Consider the following 24,574-nt stretch of genomic DNA (forward strand, 5'->3'; position numbering starts at 1 on the left):
GGACAGCGCCCGTTGTTCAGGCCAGCGTCGCCGCCAGCAAGCGACGCAATAGGGCCTGCAGCACCGTCGCCTTGCCGGACTCGTAGGCGAACGTGTCCTCGTCCATGTAGTTGCGCTGGCTGATCTCCAACTGCACGGCCTCCACGCCACGCGCGGGCTGGCCGTAGTGGCGCGTGATGTAGCCGCCCTTGAAACGGCCGTTGACGACGTGGTCGTAGTCGATCTGACCCGACAGCACGGCTTCGAGCCGCTGCTGCAGCGCCGGCGAGCAACTCGCGCCGCTCGACGTGCCCAGGTTGAGGTCCGGCAGCCGTCCTTCGAACAGGAACGGCAGGTCGCTGCCGCGGATCGAATGGCCTTCCCACAACACGACACGGCCGTGCTGCGCGCGGATGCGTTCGATCTCGCCGGCCAGCGCATCGTGGTACGGGCGCCAGTAGCGCTCCACGCGCTGTGCGACCTCGGCTTCGTCCGGCGCCTGGCCGTCGAGATAAACCGCTTCGCCCGTGAACTGCACCGCCGGGCACAGGCCGGTCGTGTTCTGGCCGGGGTACAGCGAGGTGTCGTCCGGCGGGCGGTTCAGATCGACCACGTAGCGCGAATGGCGCGGCACGATGACCGACGCGCCCAGCTCGCGCGCGAAATCGTACAGCACCGATACGTGCCAGTCCGTGTCCGGCGCGCGACGCGCCGAGGGCACCATGCGCGCTGCCAGTTCGTCGGGAATGTGGCTGCCGTCGTGCGGCAGGCTCACCAGCAGCGGCGCGGTGCCGCGATGCAGGGTGAAGATGTCGGAGTCGTGTGGAACGTTCATCGTGTCGTGCTCGATTGCTGGCGTTGCGCGGCATGCTCAACGCATCAGCACCACTTCCTCGGCGCTGGTCGGGTGGATCGCGACGGTGTCGCGCAGATCGTCCAGGGTGATGCCGCGCCGCAGCGCGACGGCAAAGCCCTGCAGTATTTCGTCCGCCGCCTCGCCCAGCAGGTGGATGCCAACCACCCGGCGTTCGGCGTCCACGCACACCAGTTTGAACAGGCTGCGCTGCGGGATGTCGGCCAGCGCGGCGAGCATCGGCCGGAAGCCGGCGCGGAAGACCTGCACCGCGTCGCCGTGCAGCGCGCGCGCCTCCATTTCGGTCAAGCCCACCTGCGCCAGCGGCGGATGCGAGAACACCACGGTCGGGATGTTTCGTGCGTCGAGCAGCGCGGTGGCACCGCCGTACAGGCGATCCATCAACCGGCGCGCGGCGGCGATGGCGACCGGCGTCAGCTGCGCATTCGAGGTGATGTCGCCGACGGCGTAGATGCCGTCGACATTGGTCGCGTGGCGCTCGTCCACCGCGACCTGGCCGCCCGCCTCGGTGACCACGCCGGCGCGTTCCAGCTGCAGCCGCTCGCTGTTGGGGCGGCGGCCGATGGCGAACAGCACGGCGTCGAACGCCTCGCTGAGCGAGCCGTCTTCGCAGCGCACGCGCGTGCGCGCACCGTCCTTCTCCAGCGCGGAGACCGAATGGCCGAAATGCAGGCGCAGGCCGGATTGCCGGTAATCCTCGGCGAGCTGCTCGGCCAGTTCCTGATCGAAGCCGGCCAGCAACCGTTGTCCGCGCCCGAACAGTTCGACGCGACTGCCCAGCCCCTGCAGCAGACCGGCGAGCTCCACCGCGATGTAGCCCGCGCCGACCACCGCCACGCGCTCCGGCGCGGCGCGCCACTGGAAGAAATCGTCGGACACCGCGGCCAGGTCGGCGCCGGGGATCTCCGGTCGCTGCGGCCTTCCGCCGGTGGCGATGAGGATGCGCTGGCCGCGCAGCAGCGTGCCGTTCTCGCATTCCACCGTGCGCGCGTCGACGAAGCGCCCGAAACTGGGGACCACCATGATCCCGGCCGCATCGAGACGGCGTCGGTAACTGGCATGGATGCCGGCGATGTAACGCTCGCGGTGGACGATGAACTCCGGCCAGTCCAGCGTGCAGGCATCCGCCGGCCCGACGTCGAAGCCGAGCGTGTGCGCCAGGCGCAGGCGACCGGCGACTTCGGCCGCCAGCCACATCGCCTTCTTCGGCACGCAGCCGACATTGACGCAGGTGCCGCCGAGCAGGTGCGGCTCCAGCAGCGCGACACGCGCGCCGTGCTCGGCCGCGCGAAACGCGCCGGCCAGGCCACCGGAACCACCGCCGATGACGATCAGGTCGAAGCCGCTGGCGTGCGCGTTCATTCCAGGCGCTCGAGTGCGTAGGGCGAAGGATCGATCGCCGGCGTGCGTCCGGCGATGAGGTCGGCGACCAGCTGGCCCGTCGCCGCGCTCATGCTCACGCCCATCATGCCGTGCCCGGTGGCAGCGATCACGCGCGGGTTGCCCGGCACGCGGCCGATGATGGGGACGTCGTCGCAGCTCATCGGCCTCCAGCCGAACCATTGTTCGTGCTTCTGCGCCCCATAGGGTTCGTGCAGGTATTCGGCGGCGCCGCGTTCGAGCGCGGCGAGCCGTCGCGGATTGAGCGAATCGTCATAACCGCTGAATTCCATGGTGCTGCCCAGGCGGAACCCGCTGTCCCAGGCGGTCACGCAGACCTGGCGTTCGCGCAGCACCAGCGGCCGGCGCGGCACGCGTGAGGGGCTGGAGTACGTGATCGAGTAACCCTTGCCCGGCTGGATCGCGCCCTTCAGTGCCGGCGCGCCGATCGCATCGGCCAGCTTGGGCGACCATGCGCCCAGCGCCATGACCATCTCGCGCGCCATCACGTCGCCCTGCGCGGTCGATACGCGCACGCCCTCGCCTTCCTCGCGCACGCCGGTGAAGGCGCAATGCTCCACGACGGTACCGCCGCGTTCGCGCACCACGCGTGCGAGTTCGCCGACGTAGCGATCCGGACGCAGGACGGCGTCGCCGTCGAAGCGGATCGCGCCTGCGACACCGGGCTTGAGCGCGGGTTCCATGCGCTCGTAGGTGCCGCCATCGACCACGTCCACGCGCACGCCCAGTTCGCGCAGGAAATCGATCTCTTCCTGGGCGTGCTGGAATTCGTGCTCATCGCGGAAGACGTAATCCTCGCCCGAGGGGGCGAACTCGCAGGCGAGGCGGTAGTCGCGAACCCAGTCGGCCAGGCGCTCGCGCGAATCGTTGAGGATGGCCGACTTCGCGCGTGCGCTGCTGCGCCAGTCGCGATCGTTGCACCGTCCCGCGAAGCGCAGCAACCACGACCACAGCCGCGGATCGAACCGGGGGGCGACGTAAAGCGGTGCGTCAGGCGTGAGCATCCAGCGCAGCGCGCGCAGCACCACGCCCGGCGCGGCCAGCGGTGGCGCGTGGCTGGGCGTGATGGTGCCGCAGTTGCCGTGCGAACTTCCGCCGCCGACGCGGCCGGCGTCGATCACGCGGACACTGCGTCCGCTCTCCAGCAGAGCCAGGGCGCTGGCCAGACCGATCACGCCTGCGCCGACGATCACTACATCTTCGCGCTGTTCCATGAGGCGAGTTTAGAGGCTGAGGGCGGCCGCGGGCCGCATCGGTGGAAATCGCCCATAGGTGCAAGCCCGCCACAGCCATTCCACGGGCCCGAAGCGGAAGCGCGCCAGCCACCAGCGACTGGCCAGTACCTGCAATGCGAACACGACCACCACCCCGAGCAACTGCCAGCGGCGCGGCACCTGTTCCCACAGGCCCAGACCGTAGCCGTAGAACACCAGCGTGCCGATCACGGACTGCAACAGATAGTTCGTCAGCGCCATGCGGCCGGCCGGTGCCACCACGCCGAGGAGGCGAGCGCCGGTGGCGGTGGCCAGCGCGCGGATCGTCCATGCCAGGTAGCCCAGGCTCATCAGCGGCGAGGCGAGCAGCATCAGCGACGCCGCGATCATCGAGCGGGCGCCATCGCCTTCCCAGTCGAACGTCACGGTGATCGACGCGCTCACCAGCGCCATCGCCACGCCCGCGGGGAACGCGACCCAGCGCAGGCCGCGATGCAGCCGCGCATGCGCAGCGGGGCTGGCGATCGCGCCGCTGCGCAGCAGCCATGCGCCAAGCAGGAACATGCCGACCGCGAAGGCCTGGAACACCAGCGTCTCGTCCAGGTTGTGAAGCAAGTACCGCGCGCGCATCTGGGTCGCGTCCCACCACGAGCCGGCCGAGTACGCGGCGATCTCGGCGGCGCGCCATGCCTGTTCGTTGGCCAGACGCGCGGCCTGGCCCGGCTCGTCGCCCGGCGACGCAGCCGGCCCCAGCCCATGCATCAGTCCGCCCATCAGCAGCAGCGACAGCGCCGGCAGTCCGTACAACGCCGCCCCCCAGCGCCCCTGGCGTTCGGGTTCGGCGTCGCGGAACCAGAGCAGGGCGAACGCGCCGATGGCGTAGCTCACCAGGATGTCGCCGGCCCAGATCAGCAGCGCGTGCACCAGTCCGATCACCATCAGTCCGATCGACCTGCGCAGGTACAGCGGGCGGAAATTGCGACCGGCCGTGCGCGCACGTTCGTCCATCAGCGCGAAGCCCATGCCGAACAGCAGCGCGAACAGCACCCAGAACTTGCCCTGCACGAACACATAGACCAGCCACGACAGCGCGTGGTCGAGCGGCGCCTGCGCGGGATCGATGCCCGCGCCCATGTCGGGCAGCGGGCGGCTGAAGTACTCCACGTTCATCAGGCCGATGCCGAGCAGCGCCAGCCCGCGCAGCACGTCCAGCGACCGCAACCGATCCGGCGCCGGCGTCGGCGCGACCGCTGCATCCCGCGAATGCGTCATTCCCATCCCGCTCTCACCCGCATGCCGTCCCCCGTCGCTTTGCGATTAGAGCATGCGGCTTTCGCTGGATCCTGCGTCGAATCTCCGCTGGGCATTGGGAACTGCACGCGGCGTCGTGTCGGAATCCACCGCGTCGCAGAGCGCCGCCACGGATCATGCCGCCGCAAACGCAGACGGCCCGCTTGCGCGGGCCGTCGGGTGTCGCGGTGAGCGAAGGCTCAGTGCTGGTGGCCGCCTTCGCCGTGCACGTGGCCGTGCTCGATCTCTTCCGCCGAGGCTTCGCGCACGTCGGTGATCTCGATGGCGAAGTGCAGGTCCTTGCCGGCCATCGGGTGGTTGAGGTCGACGTCGACCACGCTCATGCCGACCTTCTGGATGGTGACGGCGCGCGGACCGAAATTGGTCGGCAGCACGGCCTGCATGCCCGGCTCCAGGCGGGCGCCCTTGAAGTGCTTCTTCGGCACGCGCTGGGTCAGGCCCTCGCGGCGCTCGCCGTAGGCTTCGGCGGCGACCACGTCGACTTCGAACTTCTCACCGGCCTCGCGACCTTCCATCGCCTTCTCCAGGCCCGGAATGATGTTGCCGTGGCCGATCAGGATCGCCAGCGGCTCGCGGCCCTCGGAGGTTTCCAGCGGCTCCTGGCCGACTTCGGAAACGGTGTAGTGGAAGAGGACGACGCGGTCTTTCTCGATCTTCATGGAATGGAACTCGGCTGTTGGCCGCGACGGCGGCGGCACGGGTGCGGCGGCAGGCTTGCCGTCGACGACATGAACGGCCAAAGTACCGGCCGTGACGAAAGCTCGGCATTATCCCGGCAAGCTCTTTCCCGCGCCAGCACGCGGCGTCTCCTTCTTTCTATTGGCCCTGGTCGTGGCCGCTCTGGCCGGATGCGGCGGCGGGCGCGAGACCGTGCGCCGCGCCCCACCGCCGGCGCAGCGCGCCTGGCCGGTCGTGGCGCCGGAAAATCCGGCCGCGGCCAATGCGGTCCTGATGCGGGCGATCAGCCTGGTCGGCACGCCCTACCGGTACGGCGGCAACACGCCCGAGAGCGGCTTCGACTGCAGCGGGCTGGTCAACTACGTCTACCGCGACACGCTGGCGCTGAGCCTGCCGCGGACCTCGCGCGACCTGGCGGCCTTCCAGGGCCCCAAAATCGTGCCCGACCGCCTCGCCGCGGGTGACCTGGTCTTCTTCGGCCAGAGCGGCAACGTCAGCCATGTGGGCATCTACGTCGGCGAAGGTCGCTTCGTCCACGCCCCCAGCACCGGCGGTACGGTCCGCCTGGACCACCTGGACGGCAGCTACTGGCGCGACCACTACACGGGCGCCAAACGGGTCCTGCGCTGAGGCTTCCCGGTGATCGGCCAGTGAAGCCGCTGGCACGATTTGTGACCTGGCGCGAATTCACGTAACGAAAAATTTACGAAATACGAACGACATTCGTCGCTTAGACAGGCATCATCCCCGGCGACTCGATGTGTGATGACTGCGTGATGCCCCATTCGACCCCAGGCGCCAACCTCGCCCCGACCAGCCGCAACCGGCATTCCGCCCGGTTCGCGCTCGCTGCGGCACTGGCCCTGCTGGCCGCTCCGGCTATCGCGCAACAGATGCCGTCCTCGTCCCTGGCCGGCGATTCCGCCGACGGCCCGGCACCCGTCGCTCATACCGCGCTGCCGGAATCGATGAACCTGTCCGATCGCGCCCTGCTCCTGGCGACGGACCTGAACCGCCTGCTGGCGCCCACCGCCTCGGCGAACGATCCGGTGGCGCAGCTGCCGGCCGAGAAGCAGAGCAAGATCAAGACCGTCCTGACGCGCGCCATGGCGCTGCTGGGCACGCCCTACCGCTGGGGCGGCAGCGACCCCGACAAGGGTTTCGACTGCAGCGGCCTGGTCGGCTACGTGTTCCGCAACGCCCTGGGCATCGAACTGCCGCGCGTTTCGCGCGAGATGGCCAAGAGCGGCGAGCTGATCGCCGATCGCGCCAAGCTCAACGAGGGCGACCTGGTGTTCTTCGGCCGCCGCGGCCGGGTGGACCACGTCGGCATCTACGTCGGCGAAGGCCGCTTCGTCCATGCCCCCAGCCGTGGCAAGGACGTCCAGGTCTCCAGCCTGGAAACCGGCTACTGGAGCCAGAAGTTCATGGAAGCGCGCCGGATCGAAGGCATCTGACGCTTCCCGCTACCGAATTCACGAAGGCCGCCCCTGGGGCGGCCTTTTTCTTGGGCCGTATCAGGCGGCGTCGTTCACCGCGGCCAGCCGTTCGACGGTCTGCTCGATGCCCTTGCTCAGCTCCATCACCTTGAGCGCGTACTCGGCCAGGCGCTTGTCGTCGTCGTTGACCGGCGTCCAGGCCGGCACGGGCGTGGGCTTGCCCTCCACCGCGTCCAGCGCGACGAAGACGATGATGCAGTGGGTGCACAGGCGCTCCTGCTCCGGCCCTTCCATCGGGTCGCGCGCCTTCACGTCGATGGCGAAGTGCATGCTCGATGTGCCGGTGTGGACCAGCTTGGTGTGCACGGTCACCAGATCGGAGATGCGGATCGGGGCGACGAAGCGGATGCCGCCCACCGCGACCGTCACGCTGTAGCGGCCGCTCCAGCCGACCGCTGCGGCGTAGCCGGCCTGGTCGATCCATTTCATCACCATGCCGCCGTGGACCTTGCCGCCGTAGTTAACGTCGGTCGGCTCGGCGAGGAACCGCAGGTTGAGTTCACGCTGACGTCCGCTCATGCCACTGCTCCCGTCGGGTTGTTCACGTTCGCGCCTGCATGGCGCACCACTGCCGCACCGACGTTGTGCACGCCGGCACGCAGCCGGTCGTCGGTGAGGACGCCGTAATCGGGCAGCTTGTCCGCCGCCTGCCCCACCGCCACCTGCTGCGGCACCACCAGCAGGCCGAGCTTGGCCAGCGCATCGCGCAGCACCAGCAATGAACGCAATCCGCCCAGCGGACCGGGCGAGGCGGAGACGATTCCCGCCACCTTGTCCTGGAACAACGACACGCCCGTGCGACCCGATTCGGTCGGCCGCGAGATCCAGTCCAGCGTGTTCTTCACCAGCGCGGGCATCGAGCCGTTGTACTCCGGCGTGCTGATCAGCAGGCCGTCGTGACGCCCCATCAGCGATTGCAGCGCGCGCACGGCATCGGGGACGCCGCTGGCCTCGATGTCGCCGTCGTAGATCGGCAGCGGGTAGTCGCGCAGTTCGATCAGCGTGACCTGCGCGCCGGCCCGGCGCGCGCCTTCGGCCAGCACGTGCACCAGGCGCCGGTTGTACGAGCCCTGGCGCAGGCTGCCGGCGAAGGCGAGCAGGCGGGGCGGGTGGTCGGACATCGCGGGCTCCATCGCATGGGGGCGTTCGATTATGCGCGGCGACCCGTGCTTGCGGCGGGCACGTTGCGGCGGGCGCGCTTGCTCCCGGCCCGCTTGCGCGCGATCCTCGCCGCCAACGAAGCGACGGACGGGAGACGCCGCGATGGGACGCACGATCCTGGGGATGCTGGTCGGCGTGGTGCTGGCGATCGCGGTCATCGCGGCAGTCGAAATGCTCGGTCACCGTTTCTGGCCGCCGCCGGCGGGGCTGGATCCCACCGATCCGGCCAACGAGGCGGCCTTCGCCGCCTTCATCGCGGGCATGCCGTTCGCGGCCAAGCTGACGGTGCTGGTGGCCTGGCTGCTGGGCACGTTCATCGGCGCGCTCGCGGCGGCGAAGATCGCCCGCCACCAGACCGCCGCCGCGCTGCTGGTCGCGCTGGTGGTGCTCTCCGGCGTGGTGGGGATGATCATGAAAGTGCCGCATCCGACCTGGTTGTCGGTCGCGGGCCTGCTCCTGCCGATCCCGGTCGCGCTGCTCGCCACGCGCCTGGTGTACCGGCGCTCGACGTTGCCGCGCGTGCCGTGATGCGAAGCGACGCCTGAGAACGCGTGCGGCCTCGCGGGAGCGGCTTACACTGTGCGCTCCCCCTTCGCGACACCTCGACGCATCCATGCGCCCCGCTTCCATGAGCCCGTTCGCTGCGCCTCTCGTCCTGCTGACTGCCCTCGCCTTCCCTTCCCTGACGTACGCCGCAGAACCGCTGCTGCCGGAAGCCAAAGCCTATAAATCACGCGATTCCTGGCGCCGTCCGATCGCGCCATTCGCGTTGGCCGATCGCACGTCCTACATCGGCACCGAAGGATTGGGCGCGGTGCTGATCAAAACCGACGCCGGCGCCGTCCTCATCGACGGCGGACTGCCGCAGGCGGCGGACATGCTGCTGGCGAACATGCGCGCACTCGGCGTCGCACCAAAGGATCTCAAGCTGATCCTGCTCAGCCACGCGCACATCGACCACGCCGGCCCCACCGCCGCGATCCAGCGCGCGACCGGCGCGCGCCTGGTCGCCAATGCCGAATCGGCCGTGCTGCTGCAACGCGGCGGCTTCGACGACCTGCACTTCGGCGACGACGTGCTGTTTCCGCCGGCGAATGCCGACCGCATCGTGATGGACGGCGAAGTCGTGGAACTGGGCGGCGTCGCGTTCACCGCACACTTCACGCCCGGCCACACGCCGGGCAGCACGAGCTGGACCTGGACCGACACGAAGAACGGCAAGCCGCTGCGCATCGCCTATGTCGACAGCCTCAGCGCGCCGGGCTACCAACTGGTCGGCAACGCCCGCCAGCCGCGCATTGTCGACGACTACCGCCGCGCGTTTGCCGAAGTCCGCACGCTGCCCTGCGACCTTCTGATGACACCGCATCCGGACGCCTCGGGCTGGAAGCTGGGCGAGTCCACCGCGCCGACCACGCTCACCTGTCGCGCATACGCGGACCGCGCCGAAAACGCGTTCGACAAGACGCTGCGCGAGCAGCGCGCCGCCGCGAAGGACGCACGCTGATGCCGTACATGCCCATCGTGGCCACGCTCGGCTACGTGCTCTCGCCCGACGGCCGCGAAGTGCTGATGGTCCATCGCAACGCACGACCGGACGACCACCAGCTCGGCAAGTACAACGGCCTGGGTGGCAAGATCGAACGCGACGAGGACGTCGTGGCCGGCATGCGCCGCGAGATCCTCGAGGAAGCCGGCATCGAGTGCGAAGCGATGCAGCTGCGCGGCACGATCAGCTGGCCCGGCTTCGGCAAGCACGGCGAGGACTGGCTGGGCTTCGTGTTCGTCATCACGCGCTTCAGCGGCACGCCGCACGCGAGCAACCCGGAAGGCACGCTGGAATGGGTGCCGATCGAGCGCCTGGACGAGCTGCCGATGTGGGAAGGCGACCGCAACTTCCTGCCGCTGGTGTTCGACGACGACCCGCGCGCGTTCCACGGCGTGATGCCGTATCGCGATGGGCGCATGAAGTCGTGGGCGTATTCGCGGATCTAGCGCCCTGCCCTCATCCGCCTGCCGGCACCTTCTCAGCTCTGCAGAGAGGGGGTGGGGTGAGGGTGTCGGAGCGGCAATCGCTCAGGTCGCTGCGTTCCCGTTCTCGACCTGATATTCCATGTTGATCGAATACGGCGTCTCGACGAAGCCGTACTTCGCATACAGGAATTTCGCATCCCCATCGGCCACCAGCGACACCACCGCAGACACCGGCGCGTTCGCACGCAGCCAGTCGTTGAGCGCGGCCATGATGCGCCGACCCAGCCCGTGCCCCTGATACTCGGGCACGACGGCGATATCGACCACGATGAAGAAGCAACCGCCGTCGCCGATGACGCGACCCATGCCGACCACCAGGCCTTCGTCGAGCAGGCTCACGCCGTAGAGCGTGTGCGGCAGGCCAAGCCTTGCGGCCTCGATGGTCCGTGTCGCCATGCCCGCCTGCGCGCGCAGGCGGCAGTAATCCTCCGCGCCGGGGAACCGTTCGACCAGTTCCACCTGCGCCGCGTCCATCAGCCGGCGTCCCGCGCGCCGCGCACTTCGGCCTTCTCGCCTTCGGCGATGCCGAGGTTGCTCGAGGCGGCTTCGTACACGTCGCGGTCGAGCAGGCCCGATTCCTTCGCCACCAGCACCGGCACCACCATCTGGCCGGTCACGTTGGTCATCGTGCGCATCATGTCGAGTACGCGATCGATGGCGACCAGATAACCGATGCCTTCCAGCGGCAGACCCGCCGCCGACAGCACCAGCGTGACCATCACGATCGCCGTGCCCGGCACGCCGGCGGTGCCGAAACTGCCGAGCACCGAGGCGATGAGGATGGTGATGTACTGGCTCGGCTCCAGGTGCAGGCCGAAGTACTGCGCGACGAACATCGAGGTCAGCGCGGGATAGATCGCGCCGCAGCCGTCCATCTTGATGCTCGCGCCCAGCGGCACGGCGAAGGCGGCGTAGTCCTTGTCCACGCCCAGGTTGTGCGTGACCGAGCGGATCGCCGCCGGCATCGCCGCGAAACTCGACGAGGCCACGAAGGCCACCTGCATGCCCGGCGCCGCGCCGCGGAAGAACTTCAGCGGATTGAGCCCGTGCACCGCCAGCAGGCTGCCGTAGACGAACACGATGTGGATCGCGCACGCCAGGTACAGCGCGAACACGAACGTGCCCAGCGGCAGCAGCTTCTCGAAACCGTATGCGCCGACCAGCGAGGCGATCAGGCCGAACGTGCCCAGCGGGGTCATCTCCAGCACGAATCGCGTGACCTGCACCATCGTGTCGCTCGCCTCGCCCACCAGCTTGCGCAGGCCGGCGACGCGTTCGCCCAGTTTCACCAGCGCGAAACCGACCAGCCCGGCGAACACGATCACCTGCAGGATCTTGCCCTCGCTCAGCGCCTTGAACGGATTGGCCGGCACCACGTCAAGCAGCACCTGGAGCGGCGAAGGCAGCTCGCGCACGCTGTAGTCGGGCGCGACGGTGAGCCCGGTCAGACCGCGGCCGGGCTGCAGCAGCCAGCCGATCGCCAGCCCCACGCCGACCGCGAGCGCGGCGGTGATCGCGAACCAGAGGAAGGTGCGCCCGCCCAGCGCGGCCACCGACTTCTGCCCGTGCAGGCTGCCGATGGCGTTCATCACCGCGAAGAACACCAGCGGCACGGCGACCATCTTGATCAGGGTGACGTAGATGGTGCCGAGCGGACCGAACCAGACCTCGGCCGAATGCCCGAACGCCCAGCCCGCCAGCGCGCCCAATACGAAGCCCGCCAGCACGCGCTGCCAGAACGGAATTCGCAACCAGGCGGACACCACCTTCATCAGGACCTCTTTACACAAACGGGCGACTTTGCACGATAGCCCACGACATTTGGGGTGGCGACCCCGTGAATGCAACGCCGGTGTCCCAGAGCTGCAATAACGCGCCTCATAATCGCGCATTGCCTTCCGACGACGCCTCCCGAATGTCCCGAACGCCCTGCACCGTCCTCGCCTTCGCCACCACCCTGCTGGCCTGCGCCTGCGCCAGCACCGGCGGCGCATCGCCCGATCCGGCAAAGCCGACCGCGCTGGAGGTCGAGGTCCCGTCGATCCGCCACCCCGCCGGCGAAACGCCGCAGTGGTGGTTCCGCGACGGCGCCGCGCAGGCGGCCGCGCGTGGCGCGATGTCGGGCCGCGCGAAGAACGTGATCCTGTTCGTCGGCGATGGCATGAGCCTGACCACCGTCGCCGCCGCGCGCATCCTCGACGGCCAGCGCAAGGGCGGCCCGGGCGAAGAGAACCGGCTGAGTTGGGAGAACTTCCCGTCCACCGCGCTGAGCCGCACCTACAACACCGATTCGCAGACGCCCGATTCGGCCGGCACGATGAGCGCCATGGCGACCGGCGTGAAGACGCGCGCAGGCGTGCTCAGCATCGGCCAGCAGGCGCCGCGCAAGGATTGCGCGCAGGCGTTGAAGGCGCCGGTGCTCACGCTGTGGGAACTGGCCGCCAGCCGCGGCTTCGCCACCGGCGTGGTCACCACCACGCGCGTCACGCACGCCACGCCGGGCGCGACCTTCACCCACACGCCCGAGCGCAACTGGGAGAACGACACCGAACTCAGCGACGAGGCGCGCGCCGACGGCTGCGTCGACATCGCCCGCCAGCTGGTCGAAACCCCTTACGGCCACGGTCCCGACGTGTTGATGGGCGGCGGTCGGAAGAACTTCATGCCCGTGTCCGAGCGCGACCCGGAGTACGACGACAAGGTTGGCGAGCGACTGGACGGCCGCGACCTCATCGCCCAGTGGAAGCAGCGCCATCCCGAAGGCACCTACGTCTGGAACGCGCAGCAGCTCGCCGACGCGCCGGCGCACGGCCCGCTGCTGGGTCTGTTCGAACCCGACCACATGCAGTTCTCGCAGGACCGTCCGCGCGACGGCGCGGGCGAGCCCACGCTGGCGGAGATGACGCGCGCGGCGATCGCGCGTCTGAAGCAGAATGACAAGGGCTTCGTGCTGCTGGTCGAAGGCGGCCGCATCGACCACGCGCACCATTACGGCAACGCGTACCGCGCACTCACCGACACCATCGCGCTGAGCGAAGCGGTGCAGGCGGCGGTGGATGCGACGTCGGCGCAGGACACGCTGATCCTGGTCACGGCCGACCACTCGCACACGCTGAGCTTCGTCGGCTATCCCAAGCGCGGCAATCCGATCCTGGACAAGGTGCGCGGCAGCAGCGGCGAGGACGACGGCAACGGCAGCTACGCGCTGGACCAGCTCGGCCTGCCCTACACCACGCTGAGCTACAGCAACGGTCCCGGCTACATCGGCGCCAGCGCACAGCAGCCGGAAGGCCCGAAGCGTTTCCTGCACACCGTGAGCGGCGTGCAGATCCCGAAGAACGGCCGCCCCGACCTGCGCAACGTCGACACGCAGGACCCCGACTACCTGCAGGAAGCGCTGGTGCCCACCGCGGCCGAATCGCATGGCGGTGACGACGTCGGCATCTGGGCGCACGGCCCGGGCAGCGACGCGGTGCGCGGCAATGTCGAGCAGAACACGATCTTCCACTTCCTCCTGCAGTCCATGCCCGCATTGCGTGGCGAGCTGTGCAAGGCCGGCGACTGCGACGACAACGGCGTGCCGGTGACGTTGCCGGATCCGGATAAGTTCCGCGCGGCTCGGGGGTAAGGCGGCGCGGGGGTAAGTGGGCATGGGCGTGAGTGCAAGCGTGGGGCGACGGCGGCGAATCCTCGCGGTCGTTCGCGCCTGATCTGACGGGCGGCTCGACGGTCGCCGCAACAGCAAGGACTCACTGTCATCCCGGCGAAGGCCGGGACCCAGGCTGTCACGCCGTCCGCTGCGTCACGTCATTCCAGCGAACGCATCAGCACATAAGCGCATTGCCAATGCCGTCATCCCGGCGAAGGCCGGGATCCAGGCCGTCATGCGGCCCGACATCTCTCGTCATTCCAGCGAAAGCTGGAATCCATTTTTTGCTGTCGCGGTTCAAGCGCAGCAGGGAAGGCGTGAAACGTCCCTGGAGAGTGCCGCCATGCGGCGGCCCAGAAGCCTCCGCCTTCGCGGGAATGACGGTGACGAGGTTTACCGCTGAGAGAGTGCCCGCATGCCGAGGGCCTGAATCCCGGCCTTCGCCGGGATGACGGTCATGTGGTTCATCGCAGACGGAGTGCCCACGCACGCAGTGCCCACGCACCGAGAGCCCGTGCTGGATTGCCAGGTCCGCCGTGACTCGCCGCTCGTTCGCCGCGCTGCGGACGATGGTCCGCAAGCAGTGCCGCTTACCCCTCCGGCGGCAGCTTCGCCGTCGTCGACGGCACCGCGTCGGACGTGGGGTTGGCGAACTCCACCGGCAATTGCGCGGTCCGCGCGGACGCCAGCGGCGCCGGCGGGAGCGATGACACCGCGCCGGCTTCGGCGAGCGGCACGCGCGGGCCGAAACCGAACGCACCGTCGCTGCGCGCCGACACGATCATGCGCACCATGTTCGACGGAATCATCAGCTCGATTTCCACCGACTGGTCGTCGGCCGTGCGTCCCTGCAAGGTCATCTCGATCAGCGCGCCACCGGTGTCGATCGCGCTGCACAGCACGTGCGGGCCGTGCGGGCCGTCGTGCAGGTACGGCCGGATCGCTTCGCCGAGGATTTCCAGCGCCTGCGGATACAGGAACACCGCGTAGCCCTGGAACCGTTCGTGCTTGGCATCTTCGTGCATGGGGGCCTCAGCGCAGTTCGATGGAAAGGGCAGCGGCGGCATTGCGCGCCGATTCGCGCGCGGTGTCGACATCGTCCGCGAGCGCCAGCGTCACCGCCACGCGGCGATGGCCTTCCACGCGCGGCTTGCCGAACAGGCGCAGCTGCGTGTCGGCCTGCGCCAAGGCGGCATCGACGCCGGAGAACACCGGCACGCCATGGCCCTGCGCCAGCACCGCGCACGACGCCGCCGGGGCGAACTGCCGGATCGCCGGAATCGGCAGGCCCAGGATCGCGCGCGCATGCAGCGCGAACTCGCTCAGGTCCTGCGAGATCAACGTGACCAGCCCGGTGTCGTGCGGGCGCGGCGACACTTCGCTGAACCACACCTCGTCACCCTTCACGAACAATTCCACGCCGAACACGCCCCAGCCGCCGAGGTCGTCGGTGATCGCGCGCGCGATGTCCTGCGCACGTTCCAGCGCGCGCGGCGACATCGCCTGCGGCTGCCAGCTTTCGCGGTAATCGCCGTCGCGCTGCAGGTGGCCGATCGGCGCGCAGAACGTGGTGCCGCCGGCGTGACGCACGGTCAGCAGGGTGATTTCGTATTCGAAGTCGATGAAGCCCTCGACGATGACGCGGCCGGCACCGGCGCGACCGCCGGTCTGCGCGTATTCCCACGCCTTGTCGATGTCCGCCTCGGTACGCACCAGGCTCTGGCCCTTGCCGGAGGACGACATCACCGGCTTCACCACGCAGGGCAGGCCGATGTCGGCGACCGCGGCGCGATAGTCCTCCAGCGTGTCGACGAAACGGTAGGGCGACGTCGGCAGGCCCAGCGTTTCGGCGGCGAGCCGGCGGATGCCCTCGCGGTCCATCGTCAGTCGCGCGGCGCGGGCGGTCGGGATCACGCGCACGTCGCTGCCGCGCGCGGCGAACTCGCGTTCCAACTCGACCAGCGTCTGGGTGTGGATCGCTTCGATCTCCGGCACGATCAGATGCGGACGTTCCAGCGCGATCAGCGCGCGCACCGCTCCGCCGTCGAGCATGTCCAGCACGTGGCTGCGATGGGCCACCTGCATCGCCGGCGCATCGGCGTAGCGGTCGGCGGCGATGACTTCGGCACCGAAGCGCTGCAACTCGATCGCCACTTCCTTGCCGAGTTCGCCCGAACCGAGCAGGAGCACGCGGAATGCATGCGGGGACAAGGGCGTGCCGAGCGTGACCATGCGCGATCCGGATGTCTTGGGGAGGCCCGCCAGTTTACCGGTTGCCGTCGGGCGGCGTGGTCGCGCGGGCGAACGGGCACGCGCGGACTATGGACGCGCCGCATCGGCATGCGATCCTTGCCGACGATGCCCGGCCCCCACCCGCGCAACCTGCCCGCCCTGATGCTCCTCGCGTTCGCGATGGTGCTGTCCGGCTGCGCGCGCGAAAGCGATGCGCCGAAGGCGAGCGAGCACGGCACGCGCCTGGCGGGCGTGCTGCTGGATCCGCAGATGGACGAGATCAGCGGCCTGGCCGCCTCGCGTCGCCATCGCGACGTGCTGTGGATGCACGACGACGGCGGCAACCCCGAGCGCCTGTTCGCGGTGAGCACCAACGGCACGCGGCTGGCGACGTTCCGCGTGGAAGGCGTGACCAAGACCGATTGGGAAGACATCGCCGCCTTCGAACTCGACGGCAAGTCCTACCTGCTCCTGGCCGACACCGGCGACAACGGCGGGCTGCGCCGCAGCCTGCAACTGCACGTGATCGAGGAGCCGGAGAAGATCGAGAACGCGCGGCTGCGCCCGGCCTGGTCGATCGCATTCCGCTGGCCGGACGGCGCGCGCGACTGCGAGGCCGTCGCAGTGGACGCCGCGCGCGAGGAAGTCCTGCTGATCTCGAAAAAGCGCCAGCCACCGGAGCTGTTCGGGCTGCCGTTGCGTCCTGCGGGTACCGCGCTGCAGACCGCCCAACGCATGGGAATGCTGGCCGGCGTGCCGCAGCCGTCGGCGGAGATGCTGCGCCGCAGCCCGCAGCGCGCACGTCTGGACAGCCAGGTCACGGCGGCCGACCTCTCACCCGACGGCCGCACGCTGGCGGTGATGACCTACCGCTGGCTTTTGTTCTATCCGCGTCGCGGCGACGAAACCTGGGGCGAGGCCGTCGCCCGCGTGCCCCGCTTCGAACCCCTGCCCTGGCTGCCGCAGGCCGAGGCGCTGGGCTGGAGCGCCGACGGCCGCTCCCTCTTCGCCACCGGCGAGTTCGTGCCGGCCCCGTTGTACCGCATCACGCCCTGACGCCGTCCGTCGGCGGCCTGCCCGGCGCGATTGCGCCGATTGATATCTTTCTGATATCAAACCTCCAACGAAGAATGGAGGCGAAGGCGATGAAAGAGAACCCGATCCGCTCCCTGCCGGGCATCCCGGTCCTGCTGGTCCTGATCGCAATCGACGTCATCGCCCTGTGGCAGCTGATGCAGGCCGTCGACTCCGGCACGCCCCTGCGGGTTGGCATCGCGATCCTGGTGCTGGTCGTGGCCACCTTCTGCCTGCTCGGCCTGTACATGGTCGAGCCGAACAAGTCGGTCGTGCTGAGTCTGTTCGGCAAGTACGTGGGCACCGAGAAGGAGAACGGCCTGCGCTGGAACAACCCCTTCTACGGCACCCGGAAGGTCAGCCAGCGCGTGCGCAACTTCGAGAGCGGCAAGCTCAAGGTCAATGAGCTGGACGGCAGCCCGATCGAGATCGCCGCCGTCATCGTCTGGCAGGTCGTGGACAGCGCCGAGGCGGTCTACAACGTGGACGATTACGAGAGCTTCGTGCACATCCAGTCCGAATCCGCACTGCGCGCGATGGCGACGAGTTACCCCTACGACCAGCACGAGGAAGGCCAGCTCGCGTTGCGCAGCCACGCCGCGGAAATCAGTCAGCACCTGCAGGACGAACTGGCCGAACGCCTGGCCGACGCGGGCGTGCGCGTGGTCGATGCGCGCATCAGCCACCTGGCCTACGCGCCGGAAATCGCCCAGGCGATGCTGCAGCGCCAGCAGGCCAATGCGATCATCGCCGCACGCACGCGCATCGTCGCCGGTGCGGTGGGCATGGTCGAAATGGCGCTGGCCGAACTGCAGAAGAACGGCGTGGTGCACCTGGACGAGGAGCGCAAGGCGCAGATGGTCAGCAACCTGCTGGTGGTGTTGTGCGGCGAGCGTTCCACGCAGCCGATCGTCAACGCCGGCACGCTCTACTGAGATGGCGATGGGCGACTACGTACTGCCGCTGATCCTGGCGTTGAGCAGTCTGCCGGCGTTCGTCGCGGCGAAGATGATGGGTCGCGGCCGCCCGCGCGGCGCGCCCGTGCCGCCGCTGGCGCGGCTGATGCGGCTGGTGGGCGTGGCGATCGTGGCCGGCGCGCTCGGCCTGCTGTGGGCCGGTGGGGACGAGACGCGGCGGCTGGTGGTGATCGTGGCGATGGTCGTGGCGGTGAACGGCCTGGGCCTGTTGCTGCTGTTCAAGCTCGGCCGCAAGCGGCCCGGACCGCGCTGACGTGACCGAGAAGAAGGCCTACCCGCTGCGCATCAACGCCGACGTACTGACGGCCGCACAACGCTGGGCGGACGATGAACTGCGCAGCCTCAACGCGCAGATCGAGTACGTTTTGCGCGACGCTTTGCGACGCGCGGGCCGCCTGCCCGGCCCGCCCGCGAATCCCCATCCCGCATCCGACGAGGAATCGACGTGAATCAGTGGACGTACCAGGTGATCGAAATCGTGCCGCGCATGCTCGGCCCGGCCGTCAGCGAACGGCTGCAGGAAGAGCTCAACCGCCTCGGCGAGGAAGGCTGGGAGCTGGTCAGCGTGATTCCGGTGACGCCGTTCGACCATCTGCGCGCGGTGCTCAAGCGCCCGGCCTGACGCGGCGGGTGCATCGCCGGCCGCGCCCCGCTACCCTCTCCCGATGCGCGGCCCGATCCCCAACAAGACCGTCCTGATCAACACACCCCGGATCGAGGTCTGGCCCGGCGGTCTGCTGCGCGCGCGCAGCAATTTCGATGCGCGGGCCCTGTCGCGGGCTCGCCACGTGCTGCGGCGCAAGCGCGACGGCCAGTACCTGGCCGCCGACCTCCCCGAAGGACTGCTCGCGCTGGTGCCGCACCTGCGCCGCGAACCCGGGCTGGACGCGGCGCTGGACCTGGTCGAAGCCGCCCCCGGCCACCTTCGTGCCGGTCTGGAACACGTGCACGAACTGCCGCTGGACCGGCTCGAGGAGCGCCTGGAGGCGCTGGGCCTGGACGACGCCTACGCCGAGCGCACGGGCCTTGCGCTGGTGGCCGAACCGGACTGGCTGGCCTTCGCCGGCTTCGATCGCTACCGCCGCCCGCTGTGGCTGCGCGTGGAAGCCGCGCGCGCCTGGGCGCTGATGCACGACGCCGCGCTGCGCGATGACGTCGTGCTGGAAGCGATCTCCGGCTACCGCAGCCACGACTACCAGCTGGGCATTTTCGAACGCAAGCTGGCCCGCGGGTTGAGCGTGGAGGAGATCCTCACGGTCAACGCCGCGCCGGGCTACAGCGAACACCATTCCGGCCTCGCGCTGGACATCGGCACGCCGGACGAACCGCCGGCCGAGGAATCTTTCGAAGGCACCCGCGCCTTTGCCTGGCTGCGCGACAACGCCGACGCCTACGGCTTCGCGATGACCTACCCCCGCGACAATCCGCACGGCATCGTCTACGAGCCGTGGCACTGGGCCTACCGCATCGCGTGACGCGGCGCCGCTTTCTGCCCGCGACCTCCGGGCATCACTCCTTGTCCAGCGTGATGCGCGTGCCGGCGACGGTCTTCTGGGTGATGGTCAGGTCGAAGCTCGCGTTGCCGAGGTGTTTCTTCAGCAGCACGTCCTCGCCGTCGTCGACCTCGACCTTGTAACGGTCGCCGAGTTTGGCGCGAAGGGTGTCGCGGATGATCCGCGCGATGTGGTTTTCGTTGGCGTCCTTGGGCACCTGCACGGTGACGTCCACGGGCGCGGAATCGGCGGGCGCAATGCGGAAGACCACGACGCCGTCGCTGTCGGCGTCGCTGCTGACCTGGATGCGCCACTTGTTGGACGGGCTCGCCAGTGCCAGCGCGGGCAACAGGGCCAGCAGCACGGCGGCGAGGGAAACGCGGGTCAGGCCAAGGGGATGGAGCGATCGCATGACGAACCTCCTCGGGCAGGGTTGGATCGGGCAGGGTCGATACGGCCTACGGCAGCGCGAGTCTAGGCACGCGGGGCGTCACGCCGGCGTCGCGGTCTCGGTGCACACGGATCGGCCGCGCGGACTCAGTCCTGCGAACGCTTGGTGGCTTCCTTCGCCGCCACCGCCAGGTCGGCGATGCGCCACAGGTAAAGGCTGGCGTAGGTCCGGTACGGGCCCCAGCGTTCACCCAGTTCGGCCAGCGCCTTCGGCGTCGGCATGGATTCCAGGCCGTCCACGCGCTGCGCGCCCTTGCGGATGCCCAGGTCGTCGGTGGGCAGCACGTCGGGGCGGCCCAGGCGAAACATCAACATCATCTCCACCGTCCAGCGGCCGATGCCGCGCACCGGCACCAGCGCCTGCACGATGGCGTCGTTGTCCATGACGCTCATGCGCCGCAGGTCGGGAATCTCGCCGCCCGCCTCGCGCGCGGCGAGATCGCGCAGCGCAAGCGTCTTGTTGCCGGACACCCCGCATGCGCGCAGCCCCGCATCGTCGATGCGCGCGAGCGTGTCGGCATGGAAGCGCGTGGCACCGATGGCGACCTCGACGCGGCCGACGATCGTCGCCGCCGCCTTGCCGCTGAGCTGCTGGTAGAGGATCGCGCGCGCCAGCGCATCAACCGGATCGAACGGCTTGCGCCAGCGCGGATCGGCTTCGATCGGGCCGATCTTCTTCATCCACTTGGCGAGCCGGCGGTCGCGCTTGAGCAGATGCGCATGCGCCGCTTCGGTGTCGAATCCGCGCGCGTGCCGGGGCATGTCAGCGCCTCAGCGCATCGATCGCGTAGAGCACCCACGCGAGGATCATCAGGCTGCCGCCGATCGGCGCGAACCGCGTCGGCAGCCCCGCGAACACCGCACCGGCCAGGCTGCCGGAAAACACCAGCGTGCCCAGCAGGAGCAGGAACAAGGCGATCGTGCGGAAACCGCGCGGCCGTCGCGGCACCAGTGCCGCCAGGGCGATGCCGTGGCCGAAGGCGAACAATGCCGCGCTGTGCAGGCGTTGCTGGTCCACGCCCTGCACGGCGTGCGCGGCATAGGCCGACAGCGCGACGGCTCCGGCCGCAAGCAGCGCACCGCATGCGACGAGGATGCGCGCGGATACAGGCAGGTGATGGGTGCTCGGGTAAAGGCCCATGCGATTCGTCCGGAACGCGAGTGGCGCCACCATAGCGCCTCGCCGCACGCGCGTGAAAGCCCGGCGGCGCAACACGCCATCGCGCGCAACCGGTTTGGCCGGACAAAAACAAACGCGCCGCGGAATCCGCGGCGCGTTCGGTGAAGCTTCGGCGTTTGCCGGGCGTCTTACTTGACGGCCCAGAACACGTCGTAGGTGCCTTCCTCGGTGAAGCCCGCCGTGATGCCGCCGGTCCAGGCCTCGTACGGACGTTCGACCGTCTCGTAGCCGTGGGTCATCGCCCAGCCACGCAGTGCATCGCGCACCTTCGACAGGTTGGCCATGTGGCCCTTGAAGCCCGGCACGACCGCAACGCGGGCCGGCTCGTTGAACACGGCGGTGACCGGGCCTTCGAGCTTGATGTCCAGCTTCTGGGCGCCGTCGGCGGCACCGATCTTCTTGACCGGCTGGGCGACGTCGAAGGAATACATTTCCGAACCGAACTCGTTGGTCACGATGCGGACCGGACCGGCCGGCTCCAGGCCGTTGGCGGCCATGACCTTCTTGATCCACTCCATGTTGGAGTTGATCTGGCCCATGACCTTGTCGTTGGTGCGCTCCACGGCAGCGGTGACGACCAGCAGGTTCTCGGCCGGACGCTCCACGATCTTCGGCGCCTTGGCCGGATCGTCCTTGCTCAGCTCGGCGTAGTCGTAGTTCGGCACGGCAGCGAGCATGTTGGTCAGGCGCGACAGGCCCATCTTCATGTCTTCGCCGACGTTGCTGCTGACGTACAGGCCGGCGTAACGGCCGATCAGGTTCCAGCCGTAGTCGACGTCGTAGGTCTGGGTGATCTCGACGTTACGACCACCGCGGCCGGTCGGCTTCAGGGTGAACTCGGTGCGCTTGTTGCGGCCCGGCTCGATGTCGGTCAGCGCATAGGCGACGCGCTTGCCCGGGTCGGAAGCGGTGATCTCCCAGCTGCCCTGACGCAGACCCTTTTCCTTGGAGTCGTAGTCAAGACGGGCACCGACGCCCGAATCCGGACCCGACAGCTTCAGCTGGATGTTCGGATCGCGCAGGACGAGCGGGTTCCAGTCCTTGAAGCGGCGCAGGCTGTTGATGGTGTCGTAAACGATGGTGAGCTTGCGGTTGGTTTCAACCGAGTGCTGCAGATGGCGGCTCGACGGCAGCGCAACACCCACGATGAGGAACAGCGCGGCAACGATTGCCAAGGAAATCAAAATCTCGATCAGACGGGTCATTCAGGTTTCTCCGAGGGCACCGGACCCGGTCTAGCCGGGACACAGACCGGCAATCGTATCAAGGAAGCTGCGGCCGGGGCAGCCGTCCGGGGCAACAAAAGTGAGCCCCGGGGCGCCTTGGCGCGGGCCGGCAGGATTGGCAACGTGCGGTTGCGGCCGATGGCCGGCTTGCCGGGGTGGCGGCCCGGGAGATGGGCGCTCCGGCCACCCTCGTCCCGGCCCTCTCCCGCAGGCGGGAGAGGGGGGCGTTCACCTGCGATTTCAGACCAGCTGCAGCTCGAAGGCCTTCAGCACCGCGCGCGTGCGATCGCGCACGCCAAGCTTGGAGAGAATGTTCGAGACGTGGTTCTTGATGGTGCCTTCGGCGACGCCGAGCGAATTGGCGATCTCCTTGTTGGAGAAGCCACCGGCCATCAGGCGCAGGATCTCGGTTTCGCGTTCGGTCAGCGGGTCCGGACGGTCCAGGCTGACGAAATCGTTGCGCATGTGCTCCAGGCCCGAAAGCAGGCGCTGGGTCACGGCCGGCTGCACCAGCGAACCGCCGTCGGCCACGGCCTGGATCGCGCTCACCAGTTGCTCCAGCGAGACGTCCTTGAGCAGGTAGCCCTTGGCACCTGCCTTCAGGCCGGCCAGCACGAGCTGGTCGTCATCGAACGTGGTGAGGATGATCGTCGGTGGCAGCGTGTTGTTGCGCGCCATGTACTGCAGCGCCTCCAGGCCCGACATCGCCGGCATGCGCATGTCCATCAGGACCACGTCGGGCTTGAGCTGCGGAATCAGTTCCACCGCCTGGCGGCCGTCGCCGGCCTCCCCTATCACTTCGATGCCCTCCGCCAGCGCCAGCAGGGAGCGGACGCCCTGCCGGACCAGCGTCTGGTCGTCGACTATCAACACACGGATCATGCGATGGCTCCTTCGCAGGCGGCGGCCGCAGCCGCCGAGGCCGGCAGGGTCAGATGCAGGCAAAAGCCCGCACCCAGCCGGGTTTCGATCTTGAGGTCACCACCATGCGCCTGCAAACGCTCGCGCATGCCGCGCAGGCCGTTGCCTGCGACCAGATTGTCGGCGCCATGCCCGTCGTCGCGCGCGCTCATGACGATGCAGTCCGCACGCCGGCCGGCGTTGATCCACAGGTTGCGCGCGCCGGCGTGACGCACGGCGTTGGTGATGATTTCCTGGGTGCAGCGCAGCAGCACGTGGGCGCGCTCCGGATCGTCCATGGTGAGCGGCGCCTCGATGTCCATGTGGATCTCCAGCGCCGGCACGTTCTCGGCCAGCGGCAGCAGCGCGGCGGACAGGTCGATCGCCCCGCCCTCACGCAGCTGGCTCACGGCCTCGCGCACATCGGTCAGGAGCAGGCGCGCCAGCGTGTGGGCCTGCTGGACGTGCTCCTTGACCCGGCCGTCGGACAGGTGCCCGGCGACTTCCAGGTTGAGGCTCAGCGCGGTGAGGTGGTGGCCAAGCAGGTCGTGCAGCTCGCGCGAGATGCGGGTGCGCTCGTTGACGCGCACGCTCTCGCCCAGCAGGGCGCGGGTGGCGCGCAGCTCGGCATTGAGGCGGCGCTGCTCCTCGCGGGCTTCGGCCTGCTGGCGGGCCACCAGGGCGGTGACGAAGACCAGGCTGGAGAAGCCCATGTAGGTCATCGACTGGAGCACCGCGACGACCGGCGGGAAATCCAGCGCCTCCACGAACACCGGGATGATCGCGATGTTGCCGCCGATCAGAAGGATCAGCCCCCATCGCACCGACATCAGCCAGGGCAGCAGGCCGGCCACCACCATCAGCAGGATGCTGCCCAGGCCGGTGCCCGAGAAGTAGCCGACGCCGATCGCGCAGGCGGTCAGTATCAGCAGCAGGAGGTGGTCGAAGATCCCCGGGTGGCGCTGGCCGAGCTGGCGGGTGATCCACCAGTAGACCGCGCCGAAGGCCAGGTACACGGCGAGCCAGCGCAGGATCTGCAGGGTCGGCGGGCCTTCGGTTTCCGGGCTCAGGATCGCCGGATCCAGCCAGACGTTCAGCAGCCACAGGCCCACAGCGCCCCAGGTGAACAGGCCCGCGTAGCGCAACAGTCGAGTGTGGTTTAGGCGGGCCAACATCCACGCATGCTAAACGCATCAAGGGCCTGGGGAGCCGTCCGAAAGTCATGTCTCAGCGATCGGCGGG

At 68.9% G+C, this 24,574-nt stretch carries 29 protein-coding genes; 12 read left to right on the forward strand and 17 right to left on the reverse strand.

Translation table 11 applies throughout. The features are described from left to right. Positions 1-16: 16 nt before the first annotated feature. The 5 genes from hutG to JI752_RS03200 all read right to left on the reverse strand — a co-directional run bounded on the left by hutG (position 17) and on the right by JI752_RS03200 (position 5,438). Positions 17-814, reverse strand: coding sequence for an N-formylglutamate deformylase (gene hutG / locus JI752_RS03180; RefSeq protein ID WP_216959074.1), 798 nt, complete (start codon positions 812-814; stop codon positions 17-19). Between the two features lie 36 nt (positions 815-850). Next, the gene (gorA, locus tag JI752_RS03185; protein WP_216959077.1) at positions 851-2,215 is read right to left on the reverse strand and encodes a glutathione-disulfide reductase; all 1,365 of its coding nucleotides are present in this window, start codon (positions 2,213-2,215) and stop codon (positions 851-853) included. Then, entirely contained in the window at positions 2,212-3,468 is a 1,257-nt protein-coding gene (locus JI752_RS03190; RefSeq protein ID WP_216959080.1) for an FAD-dependent oxidoreductase, read from the reverse strand. The genes gorA and JI752_RS03190 overlap by 4 nt, the downstream gene beginning before the upstream one ends. A gap of 9 nt (positions 3,469-3,477) precedes the next feature. Further along, the gene (locus JI752_RS03195; protein ID WP_216959084.1) at positions 3,478-4,740 is read right to left on the reverse strand and encodes a DUF418 domain-containing protein; all 1,263 of its coding nucleotides are present in this window, start codon (positions 4,738-4,740) and stop codon (positions 3,478-3,480) included. 218 nt (positions 4,741-4,958) lie between these two features. Next, positions 4,959-5,438, reverse strand: coding sequence for a peptidylprolyl isomerase (locus JI752_RS03200; RefSeq protein ID WP_216959086.1), 480 nt, complete (start codon positions 5,436-5,438; stop codon positions 4,959-4,961). Between the two features lie 166 nt (positions 5,439-5,604). Between JI752_RS03200 and JI752_RS03205 the strand changes: the two genes are divergently transcribed. Both JI752_RS03205 and JI752_RS03210 read left to right on the forward strand, forming a co-directional pair. Further along, entirely contained in the window at positions 5,605-6,087 is a 483-nt protein-coding gene (locus JI752_RS03205) for a C40 family peptidase (protein WP_254200330.1), read from the forward strand. 146 nt (positions 6,088-6,233) lie between these two features. After that, a complete protein-coding gene (locus JI752_RS03210; RefSeq protein WP_216959089.1) occupies positions 6,234-6,914 on the forward strand; it encodes a C40 family peptidase in 681 nt (226 codons plus the stop codon). Positions 6,915-6,974: 60 nt separating this feature from the next. Here the strand turns inward: JI752_RS03210 and JI752_RS03215 are convergent, their stop codons facing one another. Both JI752_RS03215 and JI752_RS03220 read right to left on the reverse strand, forming a co-directional pair. Continuing rightward, positions 6,975-7,475, reverse strand: a complete 501-nt coding sequence (locus JI752_RS03215; RefSeq protein ID WP_216959092.1) for an acyl-CoA thioesterase — start codon at positions 7,473-7,475, stop codon at positions 6,975-6,977. After that, entirely contained in the window at positions 7,472-8,077 is a 606-nt protein-coding gene (locus tag JI752_RS03220) for an NAD(P)H-dependent oxidoreductase (protein WP_216959095.1), read from the reverse strand. Before JI752_RS03220 ends, JI752_RS03215 begins: the two co-directional genes overlap by 4 nt. 142 nt (positions 8,078-8,219) lie before the next feature. Here JI752_RS03220 and JI752_RS03225 point away from each other — a divergent pair, with 142 nt between their 5' ends. The 3 genes from JI752_RS03225 (at position 8,220) to JI752_RS03235 (ending at position 10,112) form a co-directional block, all read left to right on the forward strand. Further along, positions 8,220-8,645 (forward strand): hypothetical protein, encoded by a 426-nt coding sequence (locus JI752_RS03225; protein ID WP_216959098.1) that lies wholly within the window; start codon positions 8,220-8,222, stop codon positions 8,643-8,645. A gap of 100 nt (positions 8,646-8,745) precedes the next feature. After that, positions 8,746-9,624, forward strand: a complete 879-nt coding sequence (gene bla / locus JI752_RS03230; protein WP_216959101.1) for a subclass B3 metallo-beta-lactamase — start codon at positions 8,746-8,748, stop codon at positions 9,622-9,624. Next, positions 9,624-10,112: an 8-oxo-dGTP diphosphatase gene (locus JI752_RS03235; RefSeq protein WP_216959103.1), complete on the forward strand. Its 489-nt coding sequence runs from the start codon at positions 9,624-9,626 to the stop codon at positions 10,110-10,112. The genes bla and JI752_RS03235 overlap by 1 nt, the downstream gene beginning before the upstream one ends. Before the next feature lie 81 nt (positions 10,113-10,193). Here JI752_RS03235 and JI752_RS03240 read toward each other — a convergent pair whose 3' ends face one another. Together JI752_RS03240 and JI752_RS03245 are read right to left on the reverse strand one after the other, a co-directional pair. Beyond that, entirely contained in the window at positions 10,194-10,625 is a 432-nt protein-coding gene (locus JI752_RS03240; protein ID WP_216959106.1) for a GNAT family N-acetyltransferase, read from the reverse strand. Beyond that, complete coding sequence (locus JI752_RS03245; RefSeq protein ID WP_216959109.1) at positions 10,625-11,923, reverse strand: dicarboxylate/amino acid:cation symporter; 1,299 nt, start codon at positions 11,921-11,923, stop codon at positions 10,625-10,627. The genes JI752_RS03240 and JI752_RS03245 overlap by 1 nt, the downstream gene beginning before the upstream one ends. Before the next feature lie 143 nt (positions 11,924-12,066). Between JI752_RS03245 and JI752_RS03250 the strand changes: the two genes are divergently transcribed. Beyond that, positions 12,067-13,779, forward strand: a complete 1,713-nt coding sequence (locus JI752_RS03250; protein ID WP_216959112.1) for an alkaline phosphatase — start codon at positions 12,067-12,069, stop codon at positions 13,777-13,779. 611 nt (positions 13,780-14,390) lie between these two features. Here the strand turns inward: JI752_RS03250 and JI752_RS03255 are convergent. Together JI752_RS03255 and purT are read right to left on the reverse strand one after the other, a co-directional pair. Continuing rightward, the gene (locus JI752_RS03255; RefSeq protein ID WP_216959115.1) at positions 14,391-14,825 is read right to left on the reverse strand and encodes a hypothetical protein; all 435 of its coding nucleotides are present in this window, start codon (positions 14,823-14,825) and stop codon (positions 14,391-14,393) included. 7 nt (positions 14,826-14,832) lie between these two features. Beyond that, positions 14,833-16,032, reverse strand: a complete 1,200-nt coding sequence (gene purT, locus JI752_RS03260) for a formate-dependent phosphoribosylglycinamide formyltransferase (RefSeq protein ID WP_216959117.1) — start codon at positions 16,030-16,032, stop codon at positions 14,833-14,835. A 126-nt stretch (positions 16,033-16,158) separates the two neighbouring features. Between purT and JI752_RS03265 the strand changes: the two genes are divergently transcribed. The 6 genes from JI752_RS03265 to JI752_RS03290 all read left to right on the forward strand — a co-directional run bounded on the left by JI752_RS03265 (position 16,159) and on the right by JI752_RS03290 (position 19,558). After that, positions 16,159-17,088, forward strand: coding sequence for a hypothetical protein (locus JI752_RS03265; RefSeq protein WP_216959120.1), 930 nt, complete (start codon positions 16,159-16,161; stop codon positions 17,086-17,088). Positions 17,089-17,177: 89 nt separating this feature from the next. Beyond that, complete coding sequence (locus JI752_RS03270) at positions 17,178-18,041, forward strand: SPFH domain-containing protein (RefSeq protein WP_216959123.1); 864 nt, start codon at positions 17,178-17,180, stop codon at positions 18,039-18,041. A 7-nt stretch (positions 18,042-18,048) separates the two neighbouring features. Further along, entirely contained in the window at positions 18,049-18,336 is a 288-nt protein-coding gene (locus JI752_RS03275) for a hypothetical protein (protein WP_216959127.1), read from the forward strand. Position 18,337: 1 nt separating this feature from the next. Next, complete coding sequence (locus JI752_RS03280) at positions 18,338-18,532, forward strand: Arc family DNA binding domain-containing protein (RefSeq protein ID WP_216959130.1); 195 nt, start codon at positions 18,338-18,340, stop codon at positions 18,530-18,532. Continuing rightward, on the forward strand, positions 18,529-18,705 hold the full coding sequence (locus JI752_RS03285; protein ID WP_342317182.1) for a DUF4177 domain-containing protein: 177 nt from the start codon (positions 18,529-18,531) through the stop codon (positions 18,703-18,705). Before JI752_RS03280 ends, JI752_RS03285 begins: the two co-directional genes overlap by 4 nt. 43 nt (positions 18,706-18,748) lie before the next feature. Next, positions 18,749-19,558: a M15 family metallopeptidase gene (locus JI752_RS03290; protein ID WP_216959133.1), complete on the forward strand. Its 810-nt coding sequence runs from the start codon at positions 18,749-18,751 to the stop codon at positions 19,556-19,558. A gap of 34 nt (positions 19,559-19,592) precedes the next feature. Here JI752_RS03290 and JI752_RS03295 read toward each other — a convergent pair whose 3' ends face one another. From JI752_RS03295 to JI752_RS03320, 6 genes are all read right to left on the reverse strand, one after another. After that, positions 19,593-19,988: a hypothetical protein gene (locus JI752_RS03295; protein ID WP_216959136.1), complete on the reverse strand. Its 396-nt coding sequence runs from the start codon at positions 19,986-19,988 to the stop codon at positions 19,593-19,595. Between the two features lie 125 nt (positions 19,989-20,113). Next, positions 20,114-20,788, reverse strand: coding sequence for a DNA-3-methyladenine glycosylase (locus JI752_RS03300; protein WP_216959140.1), 675 nt, complete (start codon positions 20,786-20,788; stop codon positions 20,114-20,116). Position 20,789: 1 nt separating this feature from the next. Continuing rightward, positions 20,790-21,167 (reverse strand): DUF423 domain-containing protein, encoded by a 378-nt coding sequence (locus JI752_RS03305; RefSeq protein ID WP_216959142.1) that lies wholly within the window; start codon positions 21,165-21,167, stop codon positions 20,790-20,792. Between the two features lie 167 nt (positions 21,168-21,334). Next, positions 21,335-22,411: an SRPBCC family protein gene (locus JI752_RS03310; protein ID WP_216959146.1), complete on the reverse strand. Its 1,077-nt coding sequence runs from the start codon at positions 22,409-22,411 to the stop codon at positions 21,335-21,337. Between the two features lie 261 nt (positions 22,412-22,672). After that, on the reverse strand, positions 22,673-23,314 hold the full coding sequence (locus JI752_RS03315) for a response regulator transcription factor (protein ID WP_216959149.1): 642 nt from the start codon (positions 23,312-23,314) through the stop codon (positions 22,673-22,675). Next, positions 23,311-24,507 carry a sensor histidine kinase gene (locus tag JI752_RS03320; RefSeq protein ID WP_216959151.1) on the reverse strand — a complete coding sequence of 399 codons (1,197 nt, stop codon included), beginning with the start codon at positions 24,505-24,507 and terminating at the stop codon, positions 23,311-23,313. The genes JI752_RS03315 and JI752_RS03320 overlap by 4 nt, the downstream gene beginning before the upstream one ends. Between the last annotated feature and the right edge of the window lie 67 nt (positions 24,508-24,574).

The organism is Lysobacter sp. MMG2, assembly GCF_016735495.2.
Taxonomy (GTDB): domain Bacteria; phylum Pseudomonadota; class Gammaproteobacteria; order Xanthomonadales; family Xanthomonadaceae; genus Lysobacter_J.